Raw genomic sequence first — 22,497 nt, 5'->3', positions numbered from 1 at the left:
CTTTCCGTTGCATTCCCGCTGCAAACGACCGAGTGGGGCGAAAAGGCTCACCGGGGGTTGACTGGCAAGGGATGCGCTCGGCCTACTGGAAGGCGCAGCCGGCCCTGACGGGGGGTCTGATGGTGCGGCGACGAGGGGCAGCGCTGGTGGGGCTTCTGGCCTGCCTGCTGATGCTGCATCTGCTCGCGCCGGGCCCGGCCGGCGCCGGGCCCGCGTCCGTCACCGGCGCGGCGGCGGACGTCGTGGAGCCGGGCGCTGCTTCGGGTGACGCCGCCGAGCGGGCCGAGGAGCCGTGTCCGTGCGAGGACGAGCCGTCGGCCCGGCGCCTCGCGGCGCGGACGCCGCGGGCCGCGGGAGCGGCCGGAGCGAGTGCCGTGGTGGCCGGAGCACCCCGGACGGCACGGGGCGGGCCGCCGGCGGCTGCCGGACGGTGCCCTGCGCCGGATGGAGCGGTCCCCCACCCGGTGGAGCTGCGGGCGTTCCGCTGCTGAGCACGGCAGTACCGAGCAAGGCCTGCGCCGTGCGGCCTGCGTACTGCCTGGTGCCCTGACGCGGTGTGGTGCGGGTCTTCGTGTGTCCCCATGCGATGACTCAGGAGGCGGAGTTGCCCGGAAAGCGCGTTCTCGTTCTGAGGCCGGACGAACTGAGCCCGGACGATCTGAAGATGTGGCGGGAGATCCGGACGGAGTCCGGAGCACCGGCGAATCCCTTTCTCGACCCGGCGTTCACCACGGCCGTGGGACGGGTGCGGCCGGGGACGAGAGTGGCGGTGCTGCAGCACGACGGCTCACCGGTCGGGTACTTCCCGTTCGAGAGGGGCCCGCTGGGGCGGGGCCGGGCCGTCGGGCTCGGGGTGTCGGACAGTCAGGGGGCCGTGCTCCGGCCGGGGATCCGCCTGGACGCACGGCGGCTGTTACGGGCCTGCGGGCTGTCGTCCTGGGAGTTCGACAACCTCGAAGCCGGTCAGGAGGCCTTCGCGGCGCACGCCGCCGAGGAACTCGCCTCACCCGTCGTCGACATCGGCGAGGGCTTCACGCGGTACACGGAGCGGCTGCGGGCGAAGTCGGCGGGTTTCCTCAGACAGACCCTGGCCAAGGAGCGCAGGCTGGCCCGGCAGGTCGGCGAGGTGCGGTTCGTGTACGACGCCCGGGACCCCGCGGCCCTGCGGGCGCTCATGGAGTGGAAGTCGGCGCAGTACCGCCGCACCGGCCGGCGGGACCGGTTCGCGCAGGAGTGGATCACCCGGCTGGTGGGTCTGCTCGGCGAGAGCGAGGAGCCGGAGTGCCGTGGCGTGCTGTCCGTGCTGTACGCCGGGGGCCGGCCCGTCGCCGCGCACTTCGGTCCGCGCTCGCGCACGGTGCTGTCCTGGTGGTTCCCGGCGTACGACCGTGCCTGCGCCAAGTACTCCCCCGGGCTGGTGCTGCAGTTGCGGATGCTGCGGGCCGCGGCGGCCGACGGGATCGAGACGGTCGACCTGGGCAGCGGCCCGGCCCGCTACAAGGAGTCGCTGAAGACCCGCGATCTCAGGGTGTACGAGGGGGCGGTGGTCCGGCCGGTGCCGGGCGGGGCCGCCCACTGGCTGGCCCGCGAGCCCGCCCGCGCCGCCCGCCGCTTCGTGCGCAACCGCCCCCTCCTGGCGGGCGCGGCCTCCCGGGCCCTGGAGGAAGTGGGCCGCCTGCGCGACCGCTGAGCCCGCGGGGCGGTGGTGGGCCGGCGCAGGGGTGCGCCCGGCTCCGGGGAGCCGGGCGCGTCGTGGTGTCAGCGGGTCGCCGTCCAGCTGTGGGCGACGTCCACGATGACGCGGTCGTCCAGGCGCAGGACGCGGAACGGCAGCCGGGCGCGGACGCCGAGGCCGATCTGGGTGTCGCCCTCGAAGCTGCCGGCGAACCGGGCGTCCCGGAACGTGCGGTAGCCGGTCAGGTCGACGCCCGGCAGCGGGCGCGCCACCCGGCCGGGATACGTCGGGGCGCCCGTCTCCGGGTCGTAGGACGGCGCGGCCACACGGACCTCCAGGACCGCGCCCCCGGCCACCGGGATGTGACGGCCGGAGCCGTCCTGGTGGAGGCGGTCGACGTACTGGACGGTGTAGCCGACGCCGCTGCCCGCGCCGGGCACGTCGACGACCATCCGGTCGAAGCAGGCGTGCCGGCCGGTCCGGATGTTCGTCAGCGGTGCCTGCGTGGCGCCGCTGCCGGTCTTGGCGAGGCTTCCCCAGCCGGTCGGACACGCCGTGACCTGGGTCGCGGCGCGCTGTCCCCCGGCCGGTGCGGCAGCGGCCGGGACCGCCGCCACCCCCGCCACGGCGCCCACGACCGCGAGCGTCGCCCATGCTCTTCTGATGCGTTTTCCTGCCATTGCCGCCCCCGAGGCTGCGTGCGGGTGATGACGGGTGAGACGGCCGGCTCGGCCGAAAGGTTGCACTTGCCGCGCCGGAGCGCCGACCATGGCACATCCTGGTGGGGAGCGATTGGTGGCCGGTGCGTCCGTACCGGGAGGACGCGACATGGATGAGGCGACCGCCGTACCGGACGGGCCCGGGTCACCCCGCGGCCGGAATCAGGACGGCGGGGATGCCGGCCGGGGCCGGACCGGGGACACGGGCTGGATCGAGGACGCCCTGACGACCCCGCTGGTCGAGGCCGTCCGGGACCTCGACGGCTACGGCGGGCTGGTCTACCTGCGCTCTCCCGACCGGCGCTCCCTGGTGCTCGCGATGGTCACCGGCGTGCCCAGGTCGCTGCTGAGGAGCTGGTGGCGGGTGCCGGTGGGGGGTGCCCTGCCCATGGCGGAGACCTACCGGCGCGACGAGACCGTGTGGCTGCCCGACGAGCGCGCGACCATGGTGCGCTTCCCGCACTTCACCGCCGGGCTGCCCTACTCGTTCGGCTCCGCCCACCAGCCCGTGCGGGCCCGTGGCGAGGCCGTGGGGGTCCTGGTCGTGCTGCGCTCGGCCGCCCGGGCCCCGATGGACGCGGAGGCGGTGGACCGCGCCCTGCGCCCCGCCCAGGAGCAGCTGGCGCAGCGCCTCGGCCGCCTCACCGCCGCGGTCGAGTACGACGACGAACCCGTCAGCGTGCGGCTGCCCACGCCCGCCGTCCACCCGATCCGGGTCGGGCTCCTCGACTGGGACCTGGACACCGACCGGTGCACGGCGGACGACGACGCCCTCGCCCTGCTCGGCATCGACCGGACCGGCTTCGGTGGCACCCTCACGGCCATCGAGGCCCGGGTCAGCCCGGACGACCTGCACGAACTGCGGGCGAGCCGGAGCGACGCGCTCGTCCACGGGCGGGTGCGGTCCCGGCACTTCCGGGTGCTGCACGAGTCCGCCGCGGACGGGGAGATCGGCTACCGGCCCGTCGAGCTGTGGGGTCATCTCGTACGGGGGGCCGACGGCGCCGGGCGGATGCTGGTCTGCGCCCTCGTCGACGCGGTCGTCGGGCTCACCGCGGCGGAGGCCGCCGAGCGGCTGCCCGACGCGCTCTTCTCCCTGGACCAGGACGGCCGGCTGACCTATCTCAACCGGCGCAGCGAGGAGCTGCTGGGGTGCGGCCGGGAGGAACTGCTGGGCCGTTACCCGTGGGAGGTGATCACCTGGCTGAGGGATCCCGCGTACGAGGACCGCTACCGGGCGGCGATGCTGTCGCAGGAGCAGGTGTCCTTCCTCGTCCGGCATCCGGGCGGGGCCCGCCTGAGCTTCGTGCTGTACCCGGACGTGCACGGGCTGACCGGCCGCGTGTATCCGGCCGGACCGCCGCCCGGGGACGAGCCGGTGCGCGAGGACGGCTCCGTCCTCGGTGCCCTGCCGGACGGCGCCGCGGTGGCGCCGCCGCCCGCCCCGGTGGCCGAGGCGCGGGCCGGGGCGCTGTACCACGTCGTGCAGATGGCGAGCGTGCTCACCGAGGCGGTCACCGTGCGGGACGTGTGCCGGGCCGTGTCGGAGCAGTTGCTGCCCGCGTTCGGCGTGCGGGAGCTGGCCCTGTACACCGTCCGCGAGGGCCGGATGTACCTGCTGTGGGAATCCGGCTACCCCGAGGGCTTCCTCGCCCCGTTCGAGGGCATCACCCTCGACACGCAACTGCCGGGCGTCCACGCGCTCACCACGCGGCTGCCCCTGTTCTTCGAGTCGCCCGAGGACCTCTCCGGGGCCTACCCGGGCATCGCCCTGGACCGGATGAGCGCCTGGTCGTTCCTGCCGCTGATCGCCTCCGGCCACCCCGTCGGCTCCTGCATCCTCGGCTGGGGCACCCCGCACCGCTTCACGGCCGACGAGCGGTCGGCCCTCACCGCGCTCAGCGGGCTGGTCGCGCAGGCCCTGGAGCGGGCGCGGCTGTACGACTCGGAGTCCGCCGTCGCCCGTGGCCTCCAGGAGGGTCTGCTGCCCCACCGGCTGCCCGCGGTGGAGGGGCTGCGCACCACCGGCCGGTACCTCCCCGGCACGCAGGGCATGGCCATCGGCGGCGACTGGTACGACGTGATCACGACGGGGCGCGGTGTGGCCCTGGTCATCGGGGACGTCGAGGGTCACAGCGTCGGGGCCGCCGCGGTGATGGGCCAGTTGCGCAGTGCCGTGCACGCCTTCGCGGCGAGCGGGCGCCCGCCGCAGGAGGTCATCACGCACACCAACCGGCTGCTCACCGAGCTGGAGGCGGACGCCTTCGCCACCTGCTGCTACATCGAACTGGACCCGCGCACCGGACGGGCCCTCGCCGTGCGGGCGGGCCATCCGCCGCCGCTGCTGCGCCGCCCCGACGGGCGGGCCGAGACGCTGGACCTCGCGGGCGGCGTGATGCTGGGCGTGCAGCCCGACTCGGACTACCCCGTCACCGAGCTCACGCTGGATCCGGGCAGTGTCCTGGTGCTCTACACCGACGGCCTCGTGGAGCGGCCGGGGAGCGACATCGAGACGGGGATCGACCGGGTGCGCGGCTGCCTGGCCGACACGCCGGTGGACTCGGTGGAGCACCTCGCCGACCGGCTGGTGGGCACGGCCCGGCGGGCCCGGGAGCGGCCGGACGACGTGGCGCTGCTGCTGACGGCCTACCGCTGACGGCCGCGTCCGTCGTCGCGCGCCGGGGCCCGGCGGCCGGGGACGGACGCGGCCGGTGGCGGGGAGTACGGTGGGCGGGACGGCGAACGAGGCGGTGGTGGGCGGTGGACTGGCAGCGGTACGCCGAGCACATGGCCATGCTCGCCCGTGATCTGCTGGCGCAGGATTCGGTGCAGGCGACCCTGGACGAGATCGCCGCGTCGGCGGTGAAGCTGGTCGAGGGGTGTGACGCGGCGGGCATCCTGACGGTGTCCAAGGGCCGGGCCGTGACGCTGGCCGTCTGCGGCGACATGGTCGAGGAGTCCGACCGGCTGCAGGGCGAACTGGGCGAGGGCCCGTGCTTCGACGCCGCCCGTCGGGTGGACGGCGAGCGGCTGTTCCGCATCGCCGACATGACCGTGCCGCAGCCGTCCTGGCCGAAGTTCGGCCGGGCGGCCCGCGACCTCGGCATCGGCAGCATGACCGGTGTGCTGCTCTACACCGACCGGCACGACTTCGGCGCGCTGAACCTCTACTCCCGTCGCCCGGGGGCCTTCGGCCGGGACATCGAGACCGCGGGCTGGCTGCTCGCCTCGCACGCCGCCGTGGCGCTGTCCACGGCCAGGACCGTCGACCAGCTCGAACACGCCCTGGAGACCCGGCATGCCATCGGGGAGGCCATGGGCATCCTCATGGAGCGCCACCGGCTGAGCGAGGACGAGGCGTTCGGCGTGCTGCGGCGCCTGTCGCAGGAGCACAACGTGAAGCTGCGGGACGTGGCGCGGCGCGTGCAGGCGGACCCCTCCGCTCAGGGCTGACCGCCCGGGCCGTCCTCGGCGCGCAGCAGCAGCACGGTGATGTCGTCGGTGTGCCGGCCGGTGGGGGCGGTGTGCCGGACGAGCCGGTCGACGAGCCGCTCCAGGTCGCGGCCGTCGGCGCCGTCCAGGTGCCGGGCGAGGTCGGCCGTCAGCCGTCCGGCGTCCGTCCCCGGGAGCTCGACCAGGCCGTCGGTGTAGAGGGCGAGGGTGGTGCCGGGCAGCAGGGGCACGGTGGTGACCGGGTAGCGGCTGTCGGTGGCGATGCCCAGCAGGGGACCCGGTTCGATCTCCAGGATGCCGCCCGGGCGTCCGGTGTGGCGCAGCAGCGGCGGGACGTGCCCGGCGCTGGCGAAGGACGCCTCGTGGCGGGCGAGGTCGAGATGGACGTAGAGGCAGGAGACGAGCAGCTCGGAGTCGAGGTCGGCCAGCAGCCGGTTGGTGCGGGCGAGGACCTCGCCGGGGGCGGCGCCGGCGGTGGCGTGGGCGTGGACGGCGATGCGCACCTGGCCCATCAGGGCGGCCGCGGCGACGCTGTGGCCCTCCACGTCGCCGATGACGGCGGCCGCGGTCGTGTCGTCCAGCCGCAGCAGGTCGAAGAAGTCACCGCCGACCTCGGTGCCGTGACCGGCCGGCATGTAGCGGGCGGCGACGTCCAGGCCGGGCAGACGGGGCAGGGCCCGGGGCAGCAGGGCGCGCTGCAGTTCACCGACGAGGCGGTGCTTGGCGTCGTACAGGCGGGCGCGGTCGAGGGCCTGGGCGATCAGGCCGGACAGCGAGGTGAGGACGGCGCGTTCGTCGGCGGTGAAGGGGTGCGGGTGGTCGTAGGACAGGATGCAGCAGCCCACCGGGCGGCCGGAGATGATCAGCGGCAGGAACGCCCAGGCCTGTTTGCCGCTGATCCGGGGTGCCCTGGGGTAGCTGGCGGTCATCTCGGCCGGGTGGGCGAAGAAGGCGGGGGTGCCGCTGGCGATGACCTGCCCGGCGGGGGTGAGGTCGGTGTCCAGGGACAGGGCGTCGAGCCGTTCGATGACGTCGTCGGGGTAGCCGTGGTGGCCGGTGATCTTCAGCCGGCCGGCCTCCGCCGAGGACAGCACGAGTCCCTGGGCGCCGAAGGCGGGCAGGATCTGATGGGCGATCAGGGAGACGAGATCGCGTACGGTGACCGTCTCGGTGAGCGCGGCGGCCAGGTGCACCAGCTGGTACAGGCGCCCCGTCGGCGCCGCCCGCGCGGGGCGTGCGGCGGCGGGCGCCGGCGGGTCCTCGGCTCCCTCCCCGCCCGGGACGACGCGGACGCTGATGCCGCTGGCGTCCGGGTAGAGCTGGAAGGTGAGGTGCTGGTCCGGCGGGCGGAGCGCGGAGAAGGACACGGGGGCACGGCTGACGACGGCGGTGCGGTACTGGTCCTCGTAGGCGGGGTCGTCCAGCCAGGGCAGGGACTGCCAGGGGCGGGTGCCGAGCAGCCGGTCGGCGCTGCGGCCGAGCAGGCGCGCCGCGGAGGCTGTGGCGAAGACGATCCGGCCCTCCAGGTCGAGGGCGAGAGCGCCCTCCGGGAGGCGTTCGAGGTAGTCGGCGGCGGCCAGGCGCGTCTGCCCCGGGTGGTGCACGGCCTCCACGGGGACGGCGTGTGGCTGGTCGGGCAGGACGGGGGGCCGGGTGGCGTCGTCCAGCAGGCGGGCCATGCGCCGGGCGATGGAGGTGATGTGGTCGCGTTCGCGGGGGGTGAGCGGGCGGGGGCGCATCGCGGGCCACATCAGCACCAGGCCGCCCCAGGGGCGCCGGACGCCGGTCAGGGGGACGGCGGTGAGGGCGAACGGGTAGGGCAGGACGGCGGCGGCCCGCGGGTAGCGGCGGGCCATCTCGTCCTGGCCGGCGATCCGGACCAGCCGGTCGTCGCGGATGGCGTCGGCGACGGGCACCGGTGCGGTCAGGGGCAGCCGCTGCCAGGGGGCGCTGAACTCCACCGGCAGGCCGCACAGCGCCACCAGGCGCAGCACGGGTTCCGCGTCCTCGATCAGGTACAGCCCGCCGGTCGAGGCACCGGTGCCGCGCACGGTGTCGGCCAGGGCCGCTCCCAGGGCGTCCTCCAGCGGCCCACCGCCCGCAGGTGGCTCGTTGCTCCCGGACATTGGCTGCCTCCCGCTCTTACCCGGACGCTACGCCTCACGGCGCCCGGAGGCATGTCGTCCGGTGGTCCGGGGAGCGGAGGCGGGCCGAACGGCCCCGGCGGCGGGGTCGCCCTGGCAGAATCGGGGCCTCGACGACGACCGGGAGGACGGCCTTGCGGACACTGACTTCCCGCGACCCCCTGGCCGTCGCCGTCACCGGGGCGATCCGGGCCGGGGACCTGCCCGCGCTGCGGCGGCTGCTCGCCGAGCACCCTGGGCTGGCCGGCGCACGCATCGCCGAGCGGGGCGAGGACGGCGCGGGCACGCGCACTCTGCTGCACATCGCGACCGACTGGCCCGGCCACCTGCCCCGCGGCCCCGAGGTGGTGGCCGTGCTGGTCGCCGCGGGGGCCGATCCGAACGCCCGCTTCGGCGGAGCACACGAGGAGACCCCGCTGCACTGGGCCGCGAGCAACGACGACGTGCCCGTCCTGGACGCGCTGCTGGCCGCCGGGGCCGACATCCAGGCTCCCGGGGCGGTGATCGCCGGCGGCACCCCGCTCGCCGACGCGCGCGCGTTCGGGCAGTGGCGTGCTGCCCTGCGGCTGGTCGAACACGGTGCCCGCACCACCCTCCAGGACGCCGCGACGCTCGGCCTGCTCGACCGCGTCCGGGCGTACGTGGAGGGCGACGAGCCGCCGTCACCCGCGGACGTCACCAGCGCGTTCTGGGGCGCCTGCCACGGCGGGCACCTGCCCACCGCGCAGTACCTCCTCGCCCACGGCGCCGACCCCCACTGGCGGGGCTACGACGGCCTGACCCCGCTGGACGTCGCCCGCGGCCAGGGCGCCGAGGACGTGGTGCGGTGGCTGCGCGGGCTGGAGGCGGCCGACGGGGCGGAGGGGTCCGCCCCGGGACGCCCTCCGACTCACAGGCAGTAGCGGACCAGCCACTCGTCCTGGTTGTACGCCGTGCGCGCCGGGTCCGGGAGGCCGGCCGGGCGCTCCTCGACCATGTCCTCCACGCGCACCGGCTCCGGGAGCGTCCCGAAGCGGGCCCGGCGCGCCGCCGCCTCCGGCTCGCTCCCCTGCTGCGACGTCGCCTCGTCCATGGCGATTTCCCCTCTCCGCTGGTCTGCCGACCGATCGGCCCTCGCTGGGCACAGAGTTGACGTGTGGGACGCGCTCTTGGTTCCCGCGGGCCGCCCCGATCCGGGACGTCGCCACCGCTCAGCCGTAGAAGTTGCGCTGCCAGCGGTGCCCGGCGAGGACCGCCAGCCGGTCGTCGTCCAGCAGGCGTCCGTCGCTCACGGCCGTGTTGCGCTCGACGTTGCGGACGCTGCGCATGCCGGGGATCACGGTCGAGACGGCGGGGGCGCTCAGGACGAAGCGCAGCGCCGTCTCGGCCATGTCGTCGGCCTCGACGCCGAGGTCGGCCCGGATCGCGGCGACCCGACGCTCGACCTCGGCGGGCCGGTCGTCGCGGAAGTAACGGTTGCGGAAGTCGCCCTCCGGGAACGTCGAGCCGGCCGTGATCCGCCCGGTCAGGCCTCCCTCGTCGAGGGCGACGCGCACGATGACGCCCACGCCGTGCTCCACGCACGCGGGGAACAGCCGCTCGGCCGGGGCCTGGTCGAAGATGTTGTAGATGACCTGGACGGTGTCGACCGTGCCGCTGCGCACCAGCCGGAGGGCGTTGTCGGGCTGGTGGTCGTTGATCGAGACCCCGAAGAGCCGGATCTTGCCCTCGCGCTTCAGCTCCTCGACCGTCTCCAGCCAGTCGCCGCGGCCGACCCAGTCGTCGCTCCACACGTGGAACTGCACGACGTCGAAGTGGTCGAGTCCGCTCGCGCGCAGGCTGGTCTCCAGGCTGTCGCGGATGTGGTCGCCGGGGAACGTCTCGGCCGGGTCGAGCCCGTCGGGCGCGGGCCACAGCCGGTTCAGGGGCGGCACCTTCGTCGCGACGAGGATCTCGTCGCCGGCCCGTTCCCGGACCACCCGGCCCACGATGCGCTCGCTCTCGCCATAGCCGCGCGCGGTGTCGATGAAGTTCACCCCGAGGTCCAGGGCCCGGTGCAGGGCGCGTACGGACTCGTCCTCGGTGGAGCCGATCCACGCGGACTCGCCGATGCCCCAGGCGCCGTAGCCGATCTCCGACACGGACAGTCCGCTGCGTCCCAGTTCCCGATAGCGCACGGTGCACCTCCACGGCACGTGGTTCTGCGGCGGCCGCTGCCGCCGGCTGCGCCGACCCTAGGCGATCATCCGCCCGGGGGCCCCGCGGTTTTCGCGGACGGCGCCGCTCGTTCCACCGTACGAACTTTCGCCTCCCGGCTTCTCCCGCGCCCCTTCGAGTGATAGGAAACCTTCCTGTCACTTCAGCACGGCCAGCTCTCCCGACCCCCCACCCTTGCTTGGAGGCCCCGTGAGCCATCCGACCGCCCCACCGGCGCGCCGCACCGTCCTGACGCTGTTCGGCGCGGCCCTCGCCACCACCGCTCTGCCGCACTCCGCGCACGCCGCGGCGGACGTCCGCGCGGCCGGGCTCGACGATCCGGTGAAGAAGGACATCGCCATGCAGCTCGTGTCGAGCGCGGAGAACTCCTCACTCGACTGGAAGGCGCAGTACCCGTACATCGAGGACATCGGCGACGGCCGCGGCTACACCGCCGGCATCATCGGATTCTGCTCCGGCACCGGCGACATGCTCGACCTCGTCGAGCTCTACACCGACCGCTCCCCCGGCAACGTCCTCGCGCCGTACCTGCCGGCGCTGCGCCGGGTGAACGGCTCCGACTCCCACGAAGGACTCGACCCCGGCTTCCCCGGTGCCTGGCGCGCGGCCGCCCGCGACAGCGTCTTCCGCACGGCGCAGGACGACGAGCGCGACCGGGTGTACTTCGGCCCGGCGGTCCGCCAGGGCAAGGCGGACGGGCTGCGCGTGCTGGGCCAGTTCGCGTACTACGACGCCATCGTCATGCACGGCGACGGCACCGACCCGCTCAGCTTCCGCAACATCCGCCGGCGAGCGCTGCGTTCGGCGATGCCGCCCGCGCAGGGCGGCGACGAGGTGACGTACCTCGACGCCTTCCTGGACGCGCGCGTGTGGGCCATGCGGCAGGAGGAGGCGCACAGCGACACGAGCCGGGTCGACACGGCCCAGCGGGTCTTCCTGCGCCGGGGCAACCTGGACCTCGACCCGCCGCTGGACTGGAAGGTCTACGGCGACAGCTACCACATCGGCTGAGCGCGGGGGCGCACCGCTGAGCCCGCCGGGCGGCCGGGAGACGAGGGTCCCACGCATCGGTCCCACGCACCGGTCCGGCACATCCGCCCTTCACGACGGCTTCTCGGATTGGTCCGGCAAAAGGGCAGGGAAGTGGACCTCCTCCCGGGCCGCCCGGCTGCCTAGCGTCGCCCGCATGAACGCCGCCACCACGCGCGGAGCCCTGCTCGCCGCGCTCGCCTGTGTCCTCGTCGGAGGGTCCTTCACCGCCAACAGCGTCCTGGGCGCCTACCCCTACGCGGGCGGCCAGTTCCTGCGCTACGGGCTGGCCTGCCTGCTGCTGTTCCCGCTCTCCGGGCGGGGCGTGCTCGCCCGGCTGCGGGCGTTGACGTCCCGTCAGTGGGCCCGTCTCGTCCTGCTCGCGGCGGTGGGCATGGTGGGCTTCAACCTGGCCGTGCTCGCCGCCGAGCGCACCGCGGAACCTGCCGTTCCCGGGGTGTTCGTGGGCTGCGCCCCCGTGGTGGTGGCCGTGCTCGTGCCGCTCCTGGACGGGCGCAGGCCGCAACGCGCCGTGGTCCACGGGGCGTTGCTCGTGGCGGCCGGCGCCTGCGTCGTGCAGGGCTGGGGACGCACGGACGGCGCGGGCCTCGCGTTCTCGGTGTGCGCGCTGGCCGGCGAGGTCGGTTTCGCCGTCCTCGCCGTCCCCGTGCTGCGGCCCCTCGGGCCCCGGCTGCTGGCCGCGGTCGTCTGCGCGGTCGCCGCCCTGGAGTCGGCGGCGGCCGGCCTCCTGGCCGACGGCACCGGGTGGCTGCGGCGTCCGGACGCGGTCGAGGCGGGCGCGCTGCTGTGGCAGGCGGTGGTCGTCACGGTGGTCGGGTTCGTGTGCTGGTACATGGGCATGCAGCGGATCGGCGCGGAGCGCGCCACGCTGTTCTCCGGTCTCATCCCGGTCGCCGCGGCCTGTACCGCCCCCCCCTCGTGGGCACGGGCTCCTACGGCATCGCCCAGGGCGCGGGCAGTGCGCTGGTCGGGTTCGGGGTGGCCCTGGGGTCCGGGGCGCTGAAGCCGCCGGGCCGGTCTGCGACAGCGCTCGGGGGCCGGCCCGGGGAGTTCGCCCGGCAGCCACCTTTCGGGGGAACGGCCGCACGCGGGGGCGTGGAGTCCGGGGCGGAGTGAACCCGGGCGCATCTAATGAGCGGGATCGAACGTCTCAGCCGACACGGGAGGCCGCTCCATGCCGCACCCCCGCAGTGGTGAACGGGACAGCAGGGCCGCGCGCCCTGGTCCGCTGCGGCGGCTGGGCGAGTGGTGCGCGCGCCACTTCGTGGTCGTCATCATCGCCTGGCTGGTCGCCCTGGTGGCGCTGCAGGTCCTCAGCCGGACCCTCGGCGGCGAGTACTCCGACAACTTCTCACTGCCCCAGGCGCAGTCCCAGAAGGGACTGGACGTGCTCGAGCAGCACGATCCCGAGGCCGGCGGCTACAGCAGCCAGATCGTGCTGCACGACGACGGGCAGCCCCTGACCGCGCTGAGCTCGCAGGTCTCCACGACGGTCGCCGACCTGGAGAAGCTGCCGCACGTCCTGTCGGCCCAGAACCCGCTCTCCGCGCAGGGCTCCTCCTCGGGGCAGTCGCAGCAGAACGTCGGGCCGCTGTCCGACGACCGGAAGACGGCCTACATCACCGTCCGGTTCGACGTGCAGCCCTCGACGCTCGGCGACTCCTACCTGAACGGGGTGGACGACGCCGTGCGGCCGCTGCGGTCGGCCGGAGCGGAGGTGGAGTACGGCGGACCGCTCGGCGAGCTCGCCCGGCCGGCCGCGGACGACCGGGTGAGCGAGCTGATCGGGTTCGCGGTGGCCGTCATCGTGCTGCTGGTCGGCTTCGGCAGCGTGATCGCCGCCTGCGTCCCGCTGCTCACCGCGCTCATCAGCGTCGTCGGCGGCCTGGCCGTCCTCGGGCTGCTGGCCGCCGCGTTCACCTTCGCGACCGTCTCCCCCACCCTGGCCACGATGATCGGGCTCGGTGTCGGGATCGACTACGCCCTGTTCATGATCACCCGGCACCGGCAGCACCTCATGGACGGCGCCGACCCGGTGCGGGCCGCCGGGCAGGCCGCCGCCACCAGCGGCCACGCGGTCCTCGTCTCCGGCTGCACGGTGATCATCGCGCTGGCCGGTCTGTCGACGTCCGGGGTCTCCTTCATCGGCCTGCTCGGACTGGCCGCCGCCGTCACCGTCGTCTCCGCCGTCGTGGGTGCGCTCACGCTGGTCCCGGCCCTGCTCGGACTCATCGGCCGGCGCATCGACCGCTACCACGTGCGCCGTCCCGTGGCCGAGACGGAGGCCGGGGCGGGCGGGACACCACAGGGCACCTGGCACCGGTACGCGCAGCGGGTGGAGCGCAGGCCGGTCTGGTTCCTGTCGGCGGGGGTGGCGGTGGTCGTGGTGCTCGCGATCCCGGTGCTGTCGATCCAGCTCGGCCACATCGGCGACGGCGCCGATCCGACGTCCTTCACCGACCGGCGGGCCTACGACCTGATGACGGACGCCTTCGGGCCCGGTTCCAACGGCCCGCTCACCGTCGTCATCGACCAGAGCGGCGTACCGGACTCGCAGCGTTCCGCCCTGACCTCCAGCGCACAGCAGACGCTCGACAAGGTCGAGGGTGCCGCCGTCGTCACCCCGCTGACCTCCACCCAGGACGGTGACGTCCTGATCGGCACGGTGTACTCGTCCCAGTCGCCGCAGAGCGCCACGACCACGGACCTGGCCAACCGGCTGGTCGACGACACCCTTCCCGACGCCGTCCGGGGCACGGACGCCAAGGGCTACGTCACGGGCACGACGGCGGCTCAGGTCGACTTCCGCGACATCGTCGCCTCCCGGCTGCCCCTCATCATCGCCGTCGTGGTGGCCCTGGCGTTCCTGATCATCCTGGCCGTGTTCCGCGGCCTGCTCGTCGCGGTGAAGGCGGCGGTCCTGAACGTCCTGTCGATCGCCGCCTCGTACGGGGTGGTGGTCGCCGTGTTCCAGTGGGGCTGGGGCGGTCCCGCGCTCGGCGTCAACGGCACCGTCCCCATCGAGAGTTACGTGCCGATGATGATGTTCGCGATCGTCTTCGGCCTCAGCATGGACTACGAGATCTTCCTGCTGTCCCGCGTGCACGAGGCGTGGCGGCGCACGGGGGACGCCAAGGCCTCGGTCGCGCACGCGCTGGAGATCACGGCCCGGGTCATCACCTGCGCCGCCCTGATCATGGTGAGCGTGTTCGCGGCGTTCATCGTCAGCGACAACATCGTGGTCAAGATGCTCGGGCTGGGGCTGGCCGTCAGCGTCCTCATCGACGCGACGGTGGTGCGCCTGCTCATGGTGCCGGCGGTGATGACCCTGCTCGGGCGGCACGCCTGGTGGACCCCGCGGTGGCTGGACCGCGTGCTGCCGCACATCGACGCCGAGGGCGAGGCGACGCCGGCAGCGGGCCGGCCGGCGTCGTAGGCGCGGAGGTCAGCGCAGCACCAGGTGGACCAGGGCGAGGGTGCCCACGGACACGATGAGGGTGCGCAGCACGGCCGGGCTGAAACGGCGTCCGACCCGCGCTCCGATCAGGCCGCCCAGGGCGGAGCCCGCGGCGATGAGCACGACAGCCGTCCAGTCGAAGTCCGCGAAGAAGAGGAACACCACGGCGGCGACGGTGCTGACCACCGCTGCCAGCACGTTCTTGACGGCGTTGAGCCGCTGGAGCGTGTCGTCGAGGAGCATGCCCATCAGCGAGACGTAGATGATGCCCTGGGCCGCGGAGAAGTAGCCGCCGTAGACGCTGGCCAGGGTCAGGCCGGTGAACAGCAGCGGGCCGCCGTCGCGGCGGGTGCGGCTCCCGGACGCGCGACGACGACGCAATCGCCGGGCGATCAGGGGCTGGCAGGCGACCAGGACCAGGGCGAGCCCCACCAGGACCGGCACGATCCGCTCGAACGCCGCGGCGGGCAGGGTCAGCAGCAGGACGGCGCCCGTGAGACCGCCGAGCACGGCGCCGAGGCCGAGCAGGAGGGCGCGCCGGCCCTGACCGCGGAGTTCCTCGCGGTAGCCGATGATCGCGCTGATGGATCCGGGGACCAGGCCGAGCCCGTTGGACACGGTGGCGGTGACCGGGGGCAGTCCGGTGGCGAGCAGGACGGGGAAGGTGATCAGCGTGCCGGAGCCGACGACGGCGTTGACGGCTCCCGCACCCGTGCCGGCCGCCAGCACGGCCACCATCTCCCACGGGGTCACGTGGCCGCTCCGCCGTGGGTGCGCTCCCGGGTGACGATGAGGTTCATGGGGTCACGCTAGAGCGTGCGCCGTTCGGTGATCGCCGAAGGGTGGCGGACGCGGACCGTCGGCGGGGACCGGCCGCTGCGCGTCCGGCCGGCCAGGACGCGGAACGGCGGCGGGCCCCCTGGTCGGAGGTCCCGCCGCCGTTCGCCGGTCAGGCCGGAGCGTCGCGGTCGGTCAGCTGCGCCTCACGCGGCGCAGGACCACGAAGCCGGAGAGGACCAGGACCGCACCCGCCGCGGCGGGCCAGAGCTGGGCGCCGGTGTCGGCGAGGCCGCCCTGGCCGACCGCCTGCGACTCGGGCTGGGACGGCGCGGACGGCGTCGGGGCGGCGCTGGTGGCCGTACCGACGGCCTGCGACTCGCCGAGACCGTCCGCGTCCTGACCGCCCTTGTCGCCCGTGCCGCCGCCGGACGAGGGCGTCGCGAGCACCTCCGGTGCGGTGGCGCCGGGGGCCTTGGAGCCGTCGCCGGGCTTCGGCTCGGCGGTCGGCTTCTCGGCGGCCGGAGGCTCGGAGGCCTCGCCCTTGCCGTCGTCGCCCTTGCCGTCCTCACCGTTGCCGCCGTCGCCCTTGCCGTCGTCGCCGCCCGCGTCACCGGGCTTGCCGCCGGCGTTCCCGTCCTGCGGCGCCTCCGGAGTCTGCGAGGGCTGCTCACCCTGGCCGGGCTGCTCGCCCTGGCCCGGGTCCTCACCCTGGCCCGGGTCCTCGCCCTGGCCCGGGTCTTCACCCTGCCCCGGCTCCTCGCCCGCACCGGCGCCGCACGTGCGGCCCTCGTTGATGCAGTCGACCATCTTCTTCATCAGGTTCTCGTCGAAGACGTTGATGAAGTCGCCGTGGTCCGTCACCGGCTTGTGCAGCTGCTCCGGGAAGGAGTCGACCGCGAACAGGGGTGTCGTACGGCCGCCGTCCTGGAGGCTCGGCGCGTCGACGTCGTAGACGATGCGCTGCACCAGCTGCGGGATGGCACGGAAGCCGGACGGGCACGCGCCGGCGGCGTCCGCGAACGCCACGTGGGTGCGGTGGTTGGCGCTGTCGATGTTGCGGCCGTCCCAGCAGCTCTGGAACTTGAAGGTGCGCACCACGTCACTGCCCTGCGGGCACAGCGGGTACTTGTCCTTCAGCTGCCGGTCCTCGAAACCGGTGCAGCTCCAGGAGGCGTTGGCGTTGGCCGGGCCGTTCACGAACGCCTTGGCGTCGCCGGTGATGATGCGCAGCAGCCGCGGCATGGCCGTGACCTTGTCGCGCGGGCTGCCCACGAAGTTCAGGGTGACCTGCTTCGGCGTGACGATCTCGCCGGCGTTGCCCTCGATGCCACCGCCCGGCTTCTGGGCGTCCTGCTCCTGCGTGCCGTTCTGCAGGCGCAGGACCGGCCAGTAGTAGGAGGACTTGTCACCCTGGTCGACGCAGCTGGTCTCGGCGTTCGCGAGGTCCTGGTCGCTGGCGAAGGCGTCGTTGGCCTGGTTGCCCACGTAGTCGTGGAAGTGGTGGGCGCCGTTGCTCACACCCGGGGCGACGATGACGTTGTCCGAGTTGAACAGGCCGTTCTCGTTCACACCGCAGCTCGTCGCGAACGAACCGCGGGAGGCGTTCCCCTCCGGGCGGGGGGTGTTGACGTTCGGCTGGACGTTCTTGATGTCCACGAAGTCGGCGGCGACGGGGCCGTTGCCCGCCTGTCCCCCGTTCGCGCCCTGACCCTGGCCCTGCTCCTGGTCGTTCTGCTGTCCCTCGCCCTGGTCCTGGCCGGACTCCTCGCCGCCGCCGTCCTGGCCCTCGCCCTCGGCCGGCGGCTGGTTGCCGGACTCGCGCAGGGTGCAGGCCGCGAGGGCGTCGAGCCCTTCGGGCCGGTCGCCCACGCGGTCGATGGCGATCCCGATGCGCTCCAGGGTCGCGGCCCGCTTGTCCTTCAGCGGGTTCACGATCGCGCTCTCGGCGAAGCCGGAGTCCTGCTGGATCTGCTGGGCGGAAGCGCTCAGCCGCTGGTACGCCTGGGCGATCTGCTCGTCCAGCAGGGCGAGTTCCTTGTCGACCTCCGCCCTGGCCTGCTCGGGGACCGAGGTCAGCTTGGTGCCCACGTCCGGGCAGTCGATCGTCGCGCCTCCGGCCGGGGCTCCCGCGCCGGACCGCGTCTCGGCGGCCTCACCGTCCCAACCGCCGTCCGTGGCCGAGGCGTAGACGTTCGCGGCCATCAGGCCGCCTCCGCCCAGGATCAGCGCGAACGCGGCGAAGGTCGCGCGTCGTTTGCCTGTAGGGCGTCTTCGCGAATTGCGTGCCAAGGGTGCTCTCCTGCGCTTGTGGCGTGCCGGGCATGAAAATCCCCTCGCCCCATACGTACGGGAGCACTGGTGTGTTCAGGCGTGCCGAGAATTCTCGGGGAACTCTCATGAGCCCGGCAAACCTTCGGGCCCCGCCGGACCCACGCGCCGGCGGGGAAGCGCAGGTCAGCGGAGGTCGACGTGACCGCACAGGAAGCAGCTCCGGTCCATGAGGCCGGTCAGAGCCGGTCGAGTTCCTTCGTGCTGCGCCCCAGGAAGGTGGCCGAACCGGGCTCGGGGACGTCCAGTTCGTGGAACCCCATGCGGTCGTAGAAGGCCCTGGCCCGGGTGTTGGCCGTGGCCATGGCCAGGTGCACGGCCGGTACGCCCCTGTCCTGCAGTGCCGCGAGGAAGGTCCGCATGAGCCGGCGCCCGTGGCCGCGGCCCTGCCAGGCGGGCAGCAGGTCGATGTGGAGGTGCGCGGGGTAGGCCGCCAGTTCCGGCACGACCATCCGCTCCGGGTGGTGCAGCAGGTGGGCGATCTCCTCGTCCGGGGTGCGCGGCCGCCCGGACGGCTCCGGGTGGCGCTCGGCGACGAGAGGCAGCCAGGTGACGCGGAAGGCCTCGGCGAAGCGCCCGGTGTCGGCGGTGCCGACGATGTACCCGACGGCCTGCCCCCGCCCGTCGTCCAGCACGAAGGCCAGCTCCGGCTCCAGATGGACGTAGGGAGCCGCGAAGGTGGCCGGGAAGATGTCCGGGTCCGTGTAGTGGGGGCGGCTGTCCCCGCCGTTGTGCGCGGTGCGGACGCAGATGTCGGCCAGGGCCGGGCGGTCCTCGGGACGGTAGGGACGGATGATCGGAGAGGTGGTCATGGCGGCATCGTGCCCGCCGTGGGAGCGCTCCCTCAACCCCGTGCGCGGTGTGGTCGTTGCGCCGGACTCCCGCCTTGACCACCGTGGATCAGCGGAGCGGGGCCGCACTCCCCCTACCGGGGGCCGAGGAGGACACGCAGGCGGGGACGGTCACCTTCTCCGAGCGGGGCCGTCGCCGGCGCCTACCGCGGGGACCTGCCCCCCGGGATCGGAAGGCTCGCCCTGCCCCGCGCGAGGCCGGCCCCGCGACGCTGCAGCGGGTCGCGCTGCGCTCCGGGAGGGGCTGCCGGGCCTGCACGGGGGCGGCCTGACAGCCGTGCGGGTGCTGTCGGAGGACCTGCGGCGGCACGGGCCGGCCCTGCGGGACGAGGCCGCCCGGTGACTGCACCGGTGCGCTCGGCTTAAGGCCCCGGTCCGGGGTTACCCGGCTCGCATGGTGAAACTGCACATACCCGGACGAAAAGACCACGCGGCGACCGATGCCCCGCCATCGGAGGCCCCCCGCCCAGGCCCCGAGGCAGAACGCCGGGAAGCGCCCGGCCCCGATGCGGAACGCCGGGAGGTGCCCGCCTCCGATGCCGAGCAGCCGGGGCCCGGCCCCGCAGCGGAACGCCGGGAGTCGCCCGCTCCCGCCGCCGAGGAGCCCGGGCCCGGGCCCGAGGTGGAACGCGCGGCACCGGACTCGCCCACCGAGCTGCCCAAGACCTCCTGGGGTGCGGTGCTCAAGGGCAGCCTGCGCGAGTTCAAGGACGACGAGCTGACCGACCGCGCGGCGGCGCTGACCTACTACGGGGTGCTGGCGCTGTTCCCGGCGCTGCTGGTGCTCGTGTCGATGCTGGGCCTGACCGGCAGGTCGACCACCGACAAGGTGATCGACAACATCCAGCAGCTCGCTCCCGGCTCGGCGCGCGACATCATCACCCGGGCCGTGGAACAGCTGCAGGGCAACGCCGGCGTCGGCTCGCTGATGGCGATCGTCGGCATCGTCCTCGCGATCTGGTCGGCCTCCGGCTACGTGGCGGCCTTCATCCGCTCCGCCAACGCCGTCTACGACATGCCCGAGGGCCGGCCGGTGTGGAAGTTGCTGCCGGTGCGGGTGGGCGTGACCGTCGTGCTGATGGTGCTGGCCGTGATCAGCGCGCTGATCGTGGTCTTCACCGGCGGGCTGGCCCGTCAGGCGGGCACGGCCCTGGGCATCGGCGACACCGCGCTGACCGTGTGGTCCATCGCGAAGTGGCCGGTCCTGGTCATTCTGGTGACGACCATGATCGCCATCCTCTACTGGGCGACCCCGAACGCCAAGGTGAAGGGCTTCCGCTGGATCACGCCGGGCAGCCTGCTGGCCCTGGGCATCTGGCTGATCGCGTCCGCCGGCTTCGCCCTCTACGTGGCCAACTTCGCCTCGTACAACAAGACCTACGGGACGATGGCCGGTGTCATCGTCTTCCTCATCTGGCTGTGGATCACCAATCTGGCGATCCTGCTGGGGCTGGAGTTCGACGCGGAGACGGTACGGCAGCGGGCGATCGCCGGTGGTCATCCGCCGGAGACCGAGCCGTACACCCAGCCGCGCGACACCCGGAAGTGGGACGAGCAGGACCGGCGACGGCTGGACGAGACCTGAGCCCTCCGGGCCCGGCGGCAGAGCCCCGGGCCGCCCGCTCAGCCCATGAGTCCGGCGGCGACCGTCGCGCCCAGCTCCCAGCAGCGCTCGGTGTCGGTCTTGTCCGGCTCGCCGGTCACGGTGACGCCCTCGGCGGCGCGGCGCCAGCCGAGGCCCGTGGTGACCGACTCGATCCCGCGGACCGCTCCGGTCACGTCGTTGCCGCCGTGCACCCAGTAGCCGAACGGGCGCCCGCGCGTCGCGTCCAGGCACGGGTAGTAGACCTGGTCGAAGAAGTGCTTGAGGGCGCCGGACATGTAGCCGAGGTTCGCGGGGGTGCCCAGCAGGTAGCCGTCGGCGGCGAGGACGTCGGAGGCCGTGGCCGACAGCGCGGGCACGCGGACGACCCGGACGTCCTCGATCTCGGGGTCCGTCGCCCCGGAGAGGACCGCTTCGAACATCGCCTGGCAGTTGGGCGAGGGCGTGTGATGGACGATCAGCAAGGTGGCCACGCCTCCCGACCCTGCCGTGCCGCCCCCGTCACCGCAAGCCGCAGCACCTGTCGGCGCTGCCGACGGCACCGGCCCCGTCAGGCAGACCGAGGCCCCCGTCACCGAGCGCGTGCGCGGTGACGGGGGCCGGTGCCGGTGATCCGGAGGTCAGCCGTTCCTGCGGCGGCGCATCAGCAGGACGGCGACGACCAGGGCCCCGGCGCCCGCCAGCAGGGCGGTCCGGTGGTCACGCACCTGCTGCGGAGCCTTGTCCTGCCAGACCTGCTCCGCCTGTGCGGCCTTCTCCTTCGCGCCCTGAGCCGCGGCGGCGCCCTTCTGCTTCACCGGCTCGGGCAGCTTCTCCTCGACCGTGTGCGCCACGTGCGACGCCTTGGCCATGGCCTGCCCGCGCCAGGCCTGGGCCTTGTGCCCGGCCTGTTCCTTGACGGCCACGGCCTTCTCGCGGGCGCGGGCCTTCACGTCGGCGCGGTCCGCGAGCTCTTGGACGGTGTCGCCCAGTTCGTGGCGGGTGCGCTCGACCTGCTCGCGCAGTTCCTCGGGGCTGCCGGCGGTCGGCTCGTCGTGCGGGGGCTGGGTCATCGCTGTGCACTCTCCTTGATCTCGGCCACGTCGGCCTTGACGCTGTCGATGGTCCGCTGCGGGGTGGGCGGGGAGGCCTGGCGCACCTGCTTGCGGCCGGCCATCGCCGTCACACCGGTGGCGACGGCGAGGACGGCCGTGACGATCAGGGCCGCCGCCCACACCGGAAGCGGTACCGCCAGGGCGGCGATCACCGTGGCCACCAGGGCCTGCAGGGTGACGAAACCCAGCACGCCGGCCCCGCCGAAGAGGCCTCCGCCCTTTCCGAAGCGTTTGCCCTTCTCGGTCATCTCCGCCTGGGCGAGGCGCATTTCGCCCCGCACCAGCTCGGTGAGCTGTGTCGTCGCGCGCTGCACCAGCTCGCTCACGGGCTCGTCCCCGGCCGTCGGCGCGGAGTTCGGGCGCGTGGCGGCGGATGCCGCGCGGTCCGTGTCCGACATGGCGATCACCTCCCGGTCCGTTGTCCCGGGCCGGGTACCCCGGACGAGGCGAAAAGGACACCCGGCCGGAGAAGTCGTGCCGAGCAGGAGTGACCGGCGCGGAATCCGGTACTCGACGGTCGCTCTCCGTACGAGAAAGGGAGGTACCGCCTTGTCGCAGGTAGAGGAATCCATCGAGGTCCGCGTCCCGGTCCACACGGCCTACAACCAGTGGACGCAGTTCGAGACGTTCCCGGAGTTCATGGACGGCGTGGAGCGCATCGAGCAGCGCACCGACACCCTGACGCACTGGGTGACGAAGGTCGGCGGCCAGGAGCGGGAGTTCGACGCGGAGATCACCGAGCAGATCCCGGACGAGCGCGTCGCCTGGACCACCGTGAACGGTGAGGCCAAGCAGGCCGGTGTGGTGACGTTCCACCGCATCCAGGACGACACGACCAAGGTCATGCTGCAGATGGACTTCGATCCCAGCGGCGTGGCCGAGACGGTGGGCGACAAGCTCGGGTTCGTCAAGCGACAGGTCTCCGGCGACCTGCGGCGCTTCAAGGAGTTCATGGAGTCGCGCGGGTCCGAGACGGGCGCCTGGCGCGGCGAGGTCTGACCGGTCCGGCGCACACGCGAGGCGGGGGGCCCCCCCCCCGGGGGGGGGGGCCCCCCCCCCCCCCCCGCCCGGGGGGGGGGGCCCCCCCCGCGGGGGGGGGGGGGCGGGGGGGGGGCGGGGCGGGGAGGCCCCCCCCGCGCGCCGGCCG

Annotated in this window: 20 protein-coding genes; 10 read left to right on the top strand and 10 right to left on the bottom strand. The window is 73.9% G+C overall.

The genetic code is table 11. The annotated features are described in order from the left end of the window. Window positions 1-71 precede the first annotated feature (71 nt). On the top strand, window positions 72-491 hold the full coding sequence (locus ACIGAQ_RS27780; protein WP_399787367.1) for a hypothetical protein: 420 nt from the start codon (window positions 72-74) through the stop codon (window positions 489-491). 95 nt (window positions 492-586) lie between these two features. Then, window positions 587-1,690: a GNAT family N-acetyltransferase gene (locus ACIGAQ_RS27775; protein WP_399787365.1), complete on the top strand. Its 1,104-nt coding sequence runs from the start codon at window positions 587-589 to the stop codon at window positions 1,688-1,690. Window positions 1,691-1,758: 68 nt separating this feature from the next. Here the strand turns inward: ACIGAQ_RS27775 and ACIGAQ_RS27770 are convergent, their stop codons facing one another. Further along, on the bottom strand, window positions 1,759-2,355 hold the full coding sequence (locus tag ACIGAQ_RS27770; protein ID WP_399787363.1) for a hypothetical protein: 597 nt from the start codon (window positions 2,353-2,355) through the stop codon (window positions 1,759-1,761). Between the two features lie 148 nt (window positions 2,356-2,503). On the opposite strand from ACIGAQ_RS27770, the gene ACIGAQ_RS27765 reads away from it, so the two are divergent. Together ACIGAQ_RS27765 and ACIGAQ_RS27760 are read left to right on the top strand one after the other, a co-directional pair. Next, window positions 2,504-5,050, top strand: coding sequence for a SpoIIE family protein phosphatase (locus ACIGAQ_RS27765; protein WP_399787360.1), 2,547 nt, complete (start codon window positions 2,504-2,506; stop codon window positions 5,048-5,050). 104 nt (window positions 5,051-5,154) lie between these two features. After that, window positions 5,155-5,847 (top strand): GAF and ANTAR domain-containing protein, encoded by a 693-nt coding sequence (locus tag ACIGAQ_RS27760; RefSeq protein ID WP_311678726.1) that lies wholly within the window; start codon window positions 5,155-5,157, stop codon window positions 5,845-5,847. Here ACIGAQ_RS27760 and ACIGAQ_RS27755 read toward each other — a convergent pair. Further along, the gene (locus tag ACIGAQ_RS27755; RefSeq protein ID WP_399787357.1) at window positions 5,838-7,973 is read right to left on the bottom strand and encodes a SpoIIE family protein phosphatase; all 2,136 of its coding nucleotides are present in this window, start codon (window positions 7,971-7,973) and stop codon (window positions 5,838-5,840) included. The genes ACIGAQ_RS27760 and ACIGAQ_RS27755 overlap by 10 nt on opposite strands. 152 nt (window positions 7,974-8,125) lie before the next feature. On the opposite strand from ACIGAQ_RS27755, the gene ACIGAQ_RS27750 reads away from it, so the two are divergent. Further along, entirely contained in the window at window positions 8,126-8,893 is a 768-nt protein-coding gene (locus ACIGAQ_RS27750; RefSeq protein WP_399787354.1) for an ankyrin repeat domain-containing protein, read from the top strand. Here ACIGAQ_RS27750 and ACIGAQ_RS27745 read toward each other — a convergent pair. Beyond that, window positions 8,881-9,063: a hypothetical protein gene (locus ACIGAQ_RS27745; RefSeq protein ID WP_311678730.1), complete on the bottom strand. Its 183-nt coding sequence runs from the start codon at window positions 9,061-9,063 to the stop codon at window positions 8,881-8,883. The two genes, ACIGAQ_RS27750 and ACIGAQ_RS27745, sit on opposite strands and share 13 nt — an antisense overlap. A 118-nt stretch (window positions 9,064-9,181) precedes the next feature. Beyond that, entirely contained in the window at window positions 9,182-10,147 is a 966-nt protein-coding gene (locus ACIGAQ_RS27740; protein ID WP_399787351.1) for an aldo/keto reductase, read from the bottom strand. A gap of 229 nt (window positions 10,148-10,376) precedes the next feature. Between ACIGAQ_RS27740 and ACIGAQ_RS27735 the strand changes: the two genes are divergently transcribed. From ACIGAQ_RS27735 to ACIGAQ_RS27725, 3 genes are all read left to right on the top strand, one after another. Next, window positions 10,377-11,198, top strand: a complete 822-nt coding sequence (locus ACIGAQ_RS27735) for a chitosanase (protein ID WP_399787348.1) — start codon at window positions 10,377-10,379, stop codon at window positions 11,196-11,198. A 175-nt stretch (window positions 11,199-11,373) separates the two neighbouring features. Continuing rightward, on the top strand, window positions 11,374-12,240 hold the full coding sequence (locus tag ACIGAQ_RS27730) for an EamA family transporter (protein WP_399787345.1): 867 nt from the start codon (window positions 11,374-11,376) through the stop codon (window positions 12,238-12,240). Between the two features lie 171 nt (window positions 12,241-12,411). Continuing rightward, window positions 12,412-14,673, top strand: coding sequence for an MMPL family transporter (locus ACIGAQ_RS27725; RefSeq protein WP_399787343.1), 2,262 nt, complete (start codon window positions 12,412-12,414; stop codon window positions 14,671-14,673). 9 nt (window positions 14,674-14,682) lie between these two features. Here the strand turns inward: ACIGAQ_RS27725 and ACIGAQ_RS27720 are convergent, their stop codons facing one another. The 3 genes from ACIGAQ_RS27720 to ACIGAQ_RS27710 form a co-directional block, all read right to left on the bottom strand. Continuing rightward, the gene (locus tag ACIGAQ_RS27720) at window positions 14,683-15,447 is read right to left on the bottom strand and encodes a sulfite exporter TauE/SafE family protein (RefSeq protein WP_399787340.1); all 765 of its coding nucleotides are present in this window, start codon (window positions 15,445-15,447) and stop codon (window positions 14,683-14,685) included. A gap of 219 nt (window positions 15,448-15,666) precedes the next feature. Next, a complete protein-coding gene (locus tag ACIGAQ_RS27715) occupies window positions 15,667-17,676 on the bottom strand; it encodes a DUF1996 domain-containing protein (protein ID WP_399788419.1) in 2,010 nt (669 codons plus the stop codon). 305 nt (window positions 17,677-17,981) lie between these two features. After that, window positions 17,982-18,614, bottom strand: a complete 633-nt coding sequence (locus ACIGAQ_RS27710; protein WP_399787337.1) for a GNAT family N-acetyltransferase — start codon at window positions 18,612-18,614, stop codon at window positions 17,982-17,984. Between the two features lie 433 nt (window positions 18,615-19,047). Between ACIGAQ_RS27710 and ACIGAQ_RS27705 the strand changes: the two genes are divergently transcribed. Continuing rightward, window positions 19,048-20,238, top strand: a complete 1,191-nt coding sequence (locus ACIGAQ_RS27705; protein WP_399787334.1) for a YhjD/YihY/BrkB family envelope integrity protein — start codon at window positions 19,048-19,050, stop codon at window positions 20,236-20,238. A gap of 38 nt (window positions 20,239-20,276) precedes the next feature. Here the strand turns inward: ACIGAQ_RS27705 and ACIGAQ_RS27700 are convergent, their stop codons facing one another. The 3 genes from ACIGAQ_RS27700 to ACIGAQ_RS27690 form a co-directional block, all read right to left on the bottom strand. Next, on the bottom strand, window positions 20,277-20,729 hold the full coding sequence (locus tag ACIGAQ_RS27700; protein ID WP_399787331.1) for a flavodoxin family protein: 453 nt from the start codon (window positions 20,727-20,729) through the stop codon (window positions 20,277-20,279). Between the two features lie 147 nt (window positions 20,730-20,876). Continuing rightward, window positions 20,877-21,308 carry a DUF3618 domain-containing protein gene (locus ACIGAQ_RS27695; protein ID WP_311678741.1) on the bottom strand — a complete coding sequence of 144 codons (432 nt, stop codon included), beginning with the start codon at window positions 21,306-21,308 and terminating at the stop codon, window positions 20,877-20,879. Beyond that, entirely contained in the window at window positions 21,305-21,748 is a 444-nt protein-coding gene (locus ACIGAQ_RS27690; protein WP_399787328.1) for a phage holin family protein, read from the bottom strand. Before ACIGAQ_RS27690 ends, ACIGAQ_RS27695 begins: the two co-directional genes overlap by 4 nt. A 151-nt stretch (window positions 21,749-21,899) precedes the next feature. On the opposite strand from ACIGAQ_RS27690, the gene ACIGAQ_RS27685 reads away from it, so the two are divergent. Next, window positions 21,900-22,349: an SRPBCC family protein gene (locus tag ACIGAQ_RS27685; protein WP_311678745.1), complete on the top strand. Its 450-nt coding sequence runs from the start codon at window positions 21,900-21,902 to the stop codon at window positions 22,347-22,349. Window positions 22,350-22,497: the final 148 nt, after the last annotated feature.

The organism is Streptomyces sp. NPDC085932, assembly GCF_044540525.1.
Lineage (GTDB): Bacteria > Actinomycetota > Actinomycetes > Streptomycetales > Streptomycetaceae > Streptomyces > Streptomyces levis.
Note: the sequence above shows the minus strand (reverse complement) of the source record. Positions and strands in the feature narration are given on the sequence as shown.

Excerpts from the sequence above, each read along its gene's own strand:
- ACIGAQ_RS27780 (WP_399787367.1), top strand. The coding sequence starts at position 72 with ATGCGCTCGGCCTACTGGAAGGCGCAGCCGGCCCTGACGGGGGGTCTG.
- ACIGAQ_RS27775 (WP_399787365.1), top strand. The coding sequence starts at position 587 with ATGACTCAGGAGGCGGAGTTGCCCGGAAAGCGCGTTCTCGTTCTGAGG.
- ACIGAQ_RS27770 (WP_399787363.1), bottom strand. The coding sequence starts at position 2,355 with ATGGCAGGAAAACGCATCAGAAGAGCATGGGCGACGCTCGCGGTCGTG.
- ACIGAQ_RS27765 (WP_399787360.1), top strand. The coding sequence starts at position 2,504 with ATGGATGAGGCGACCGCCGTACCGGACGGGCCCGGGTCACCCCGCGGC.
- ACIGAQ_RS27755 (WP_399787357.1), bottom strand. The coding sequence starts at position 7,973 with ATGTCCGGGAGCAACGAGCCACCTGCGGGCGGTGGGCCGCTGGAGGAC.
- ACIGAQ_RS27745 (WP_311678730.1), bottom strand. The coding sequence starts at position 9,063 with ATGGACGAGGCGACGTCGCAGCAGGGGAGCGAGCCGGAGGCGGCGGCG.
- ACIGAQ_RS27730 (WP_399787345.1), top strand. The coding sequence starts at position 11,374 with ATGAACGCCGCCACCACGCGCGGAGCCCTGCTCGCCGCGCTCGCCTGT.
- ACIGAQ_RS27725 (WP_399787343.1), top strand. The coding sequence starts at position 12,412 with ATGCCGCACCCCCGCAGTGGTGAACGGGACAGCAGGGCCGCGCGCCCT.
- ACIGAQ_RS27715 (WP_399788419.1), bottom strand. The coding sequence starts at position 17,676 with ATGGCCGCGAACGTCTACGCCTCGGCCACGGACGGCGGTTGGGACGGT.
- ACIGAQ_RS27710 (WP_399787337.1), bottom strand. The coding sequence starts at position 18,614 with ATGACCACCTCTCCGATCATCCGTCCCTACCGTCCCGAGGACCGCCCG.
- ACIGAQ_RS27705 (WP_399787334.1), top strand. The coding sequence starts at position 19,048 with ATGGTGAAACTGCACATACCCGGACGAAAAGACCACGCGGCGACCGAT.
- ACIGAQ_RS27695 (WP_311678741.1), bottom strand. The coding sequence starts at position 21,308 with ATGACCCAGCCCCCGCACGACGAGCCGACCGCCGGCAGCCCCGAGGAA.
- ACIGAQ_RS27690 (WP_399787328.1), bottom strand. The coding sequence starts at position 21,748 with ATGTCGGACACGGACCGCGCGGCATCCGCCGCCACGCGCCCGAACTCC.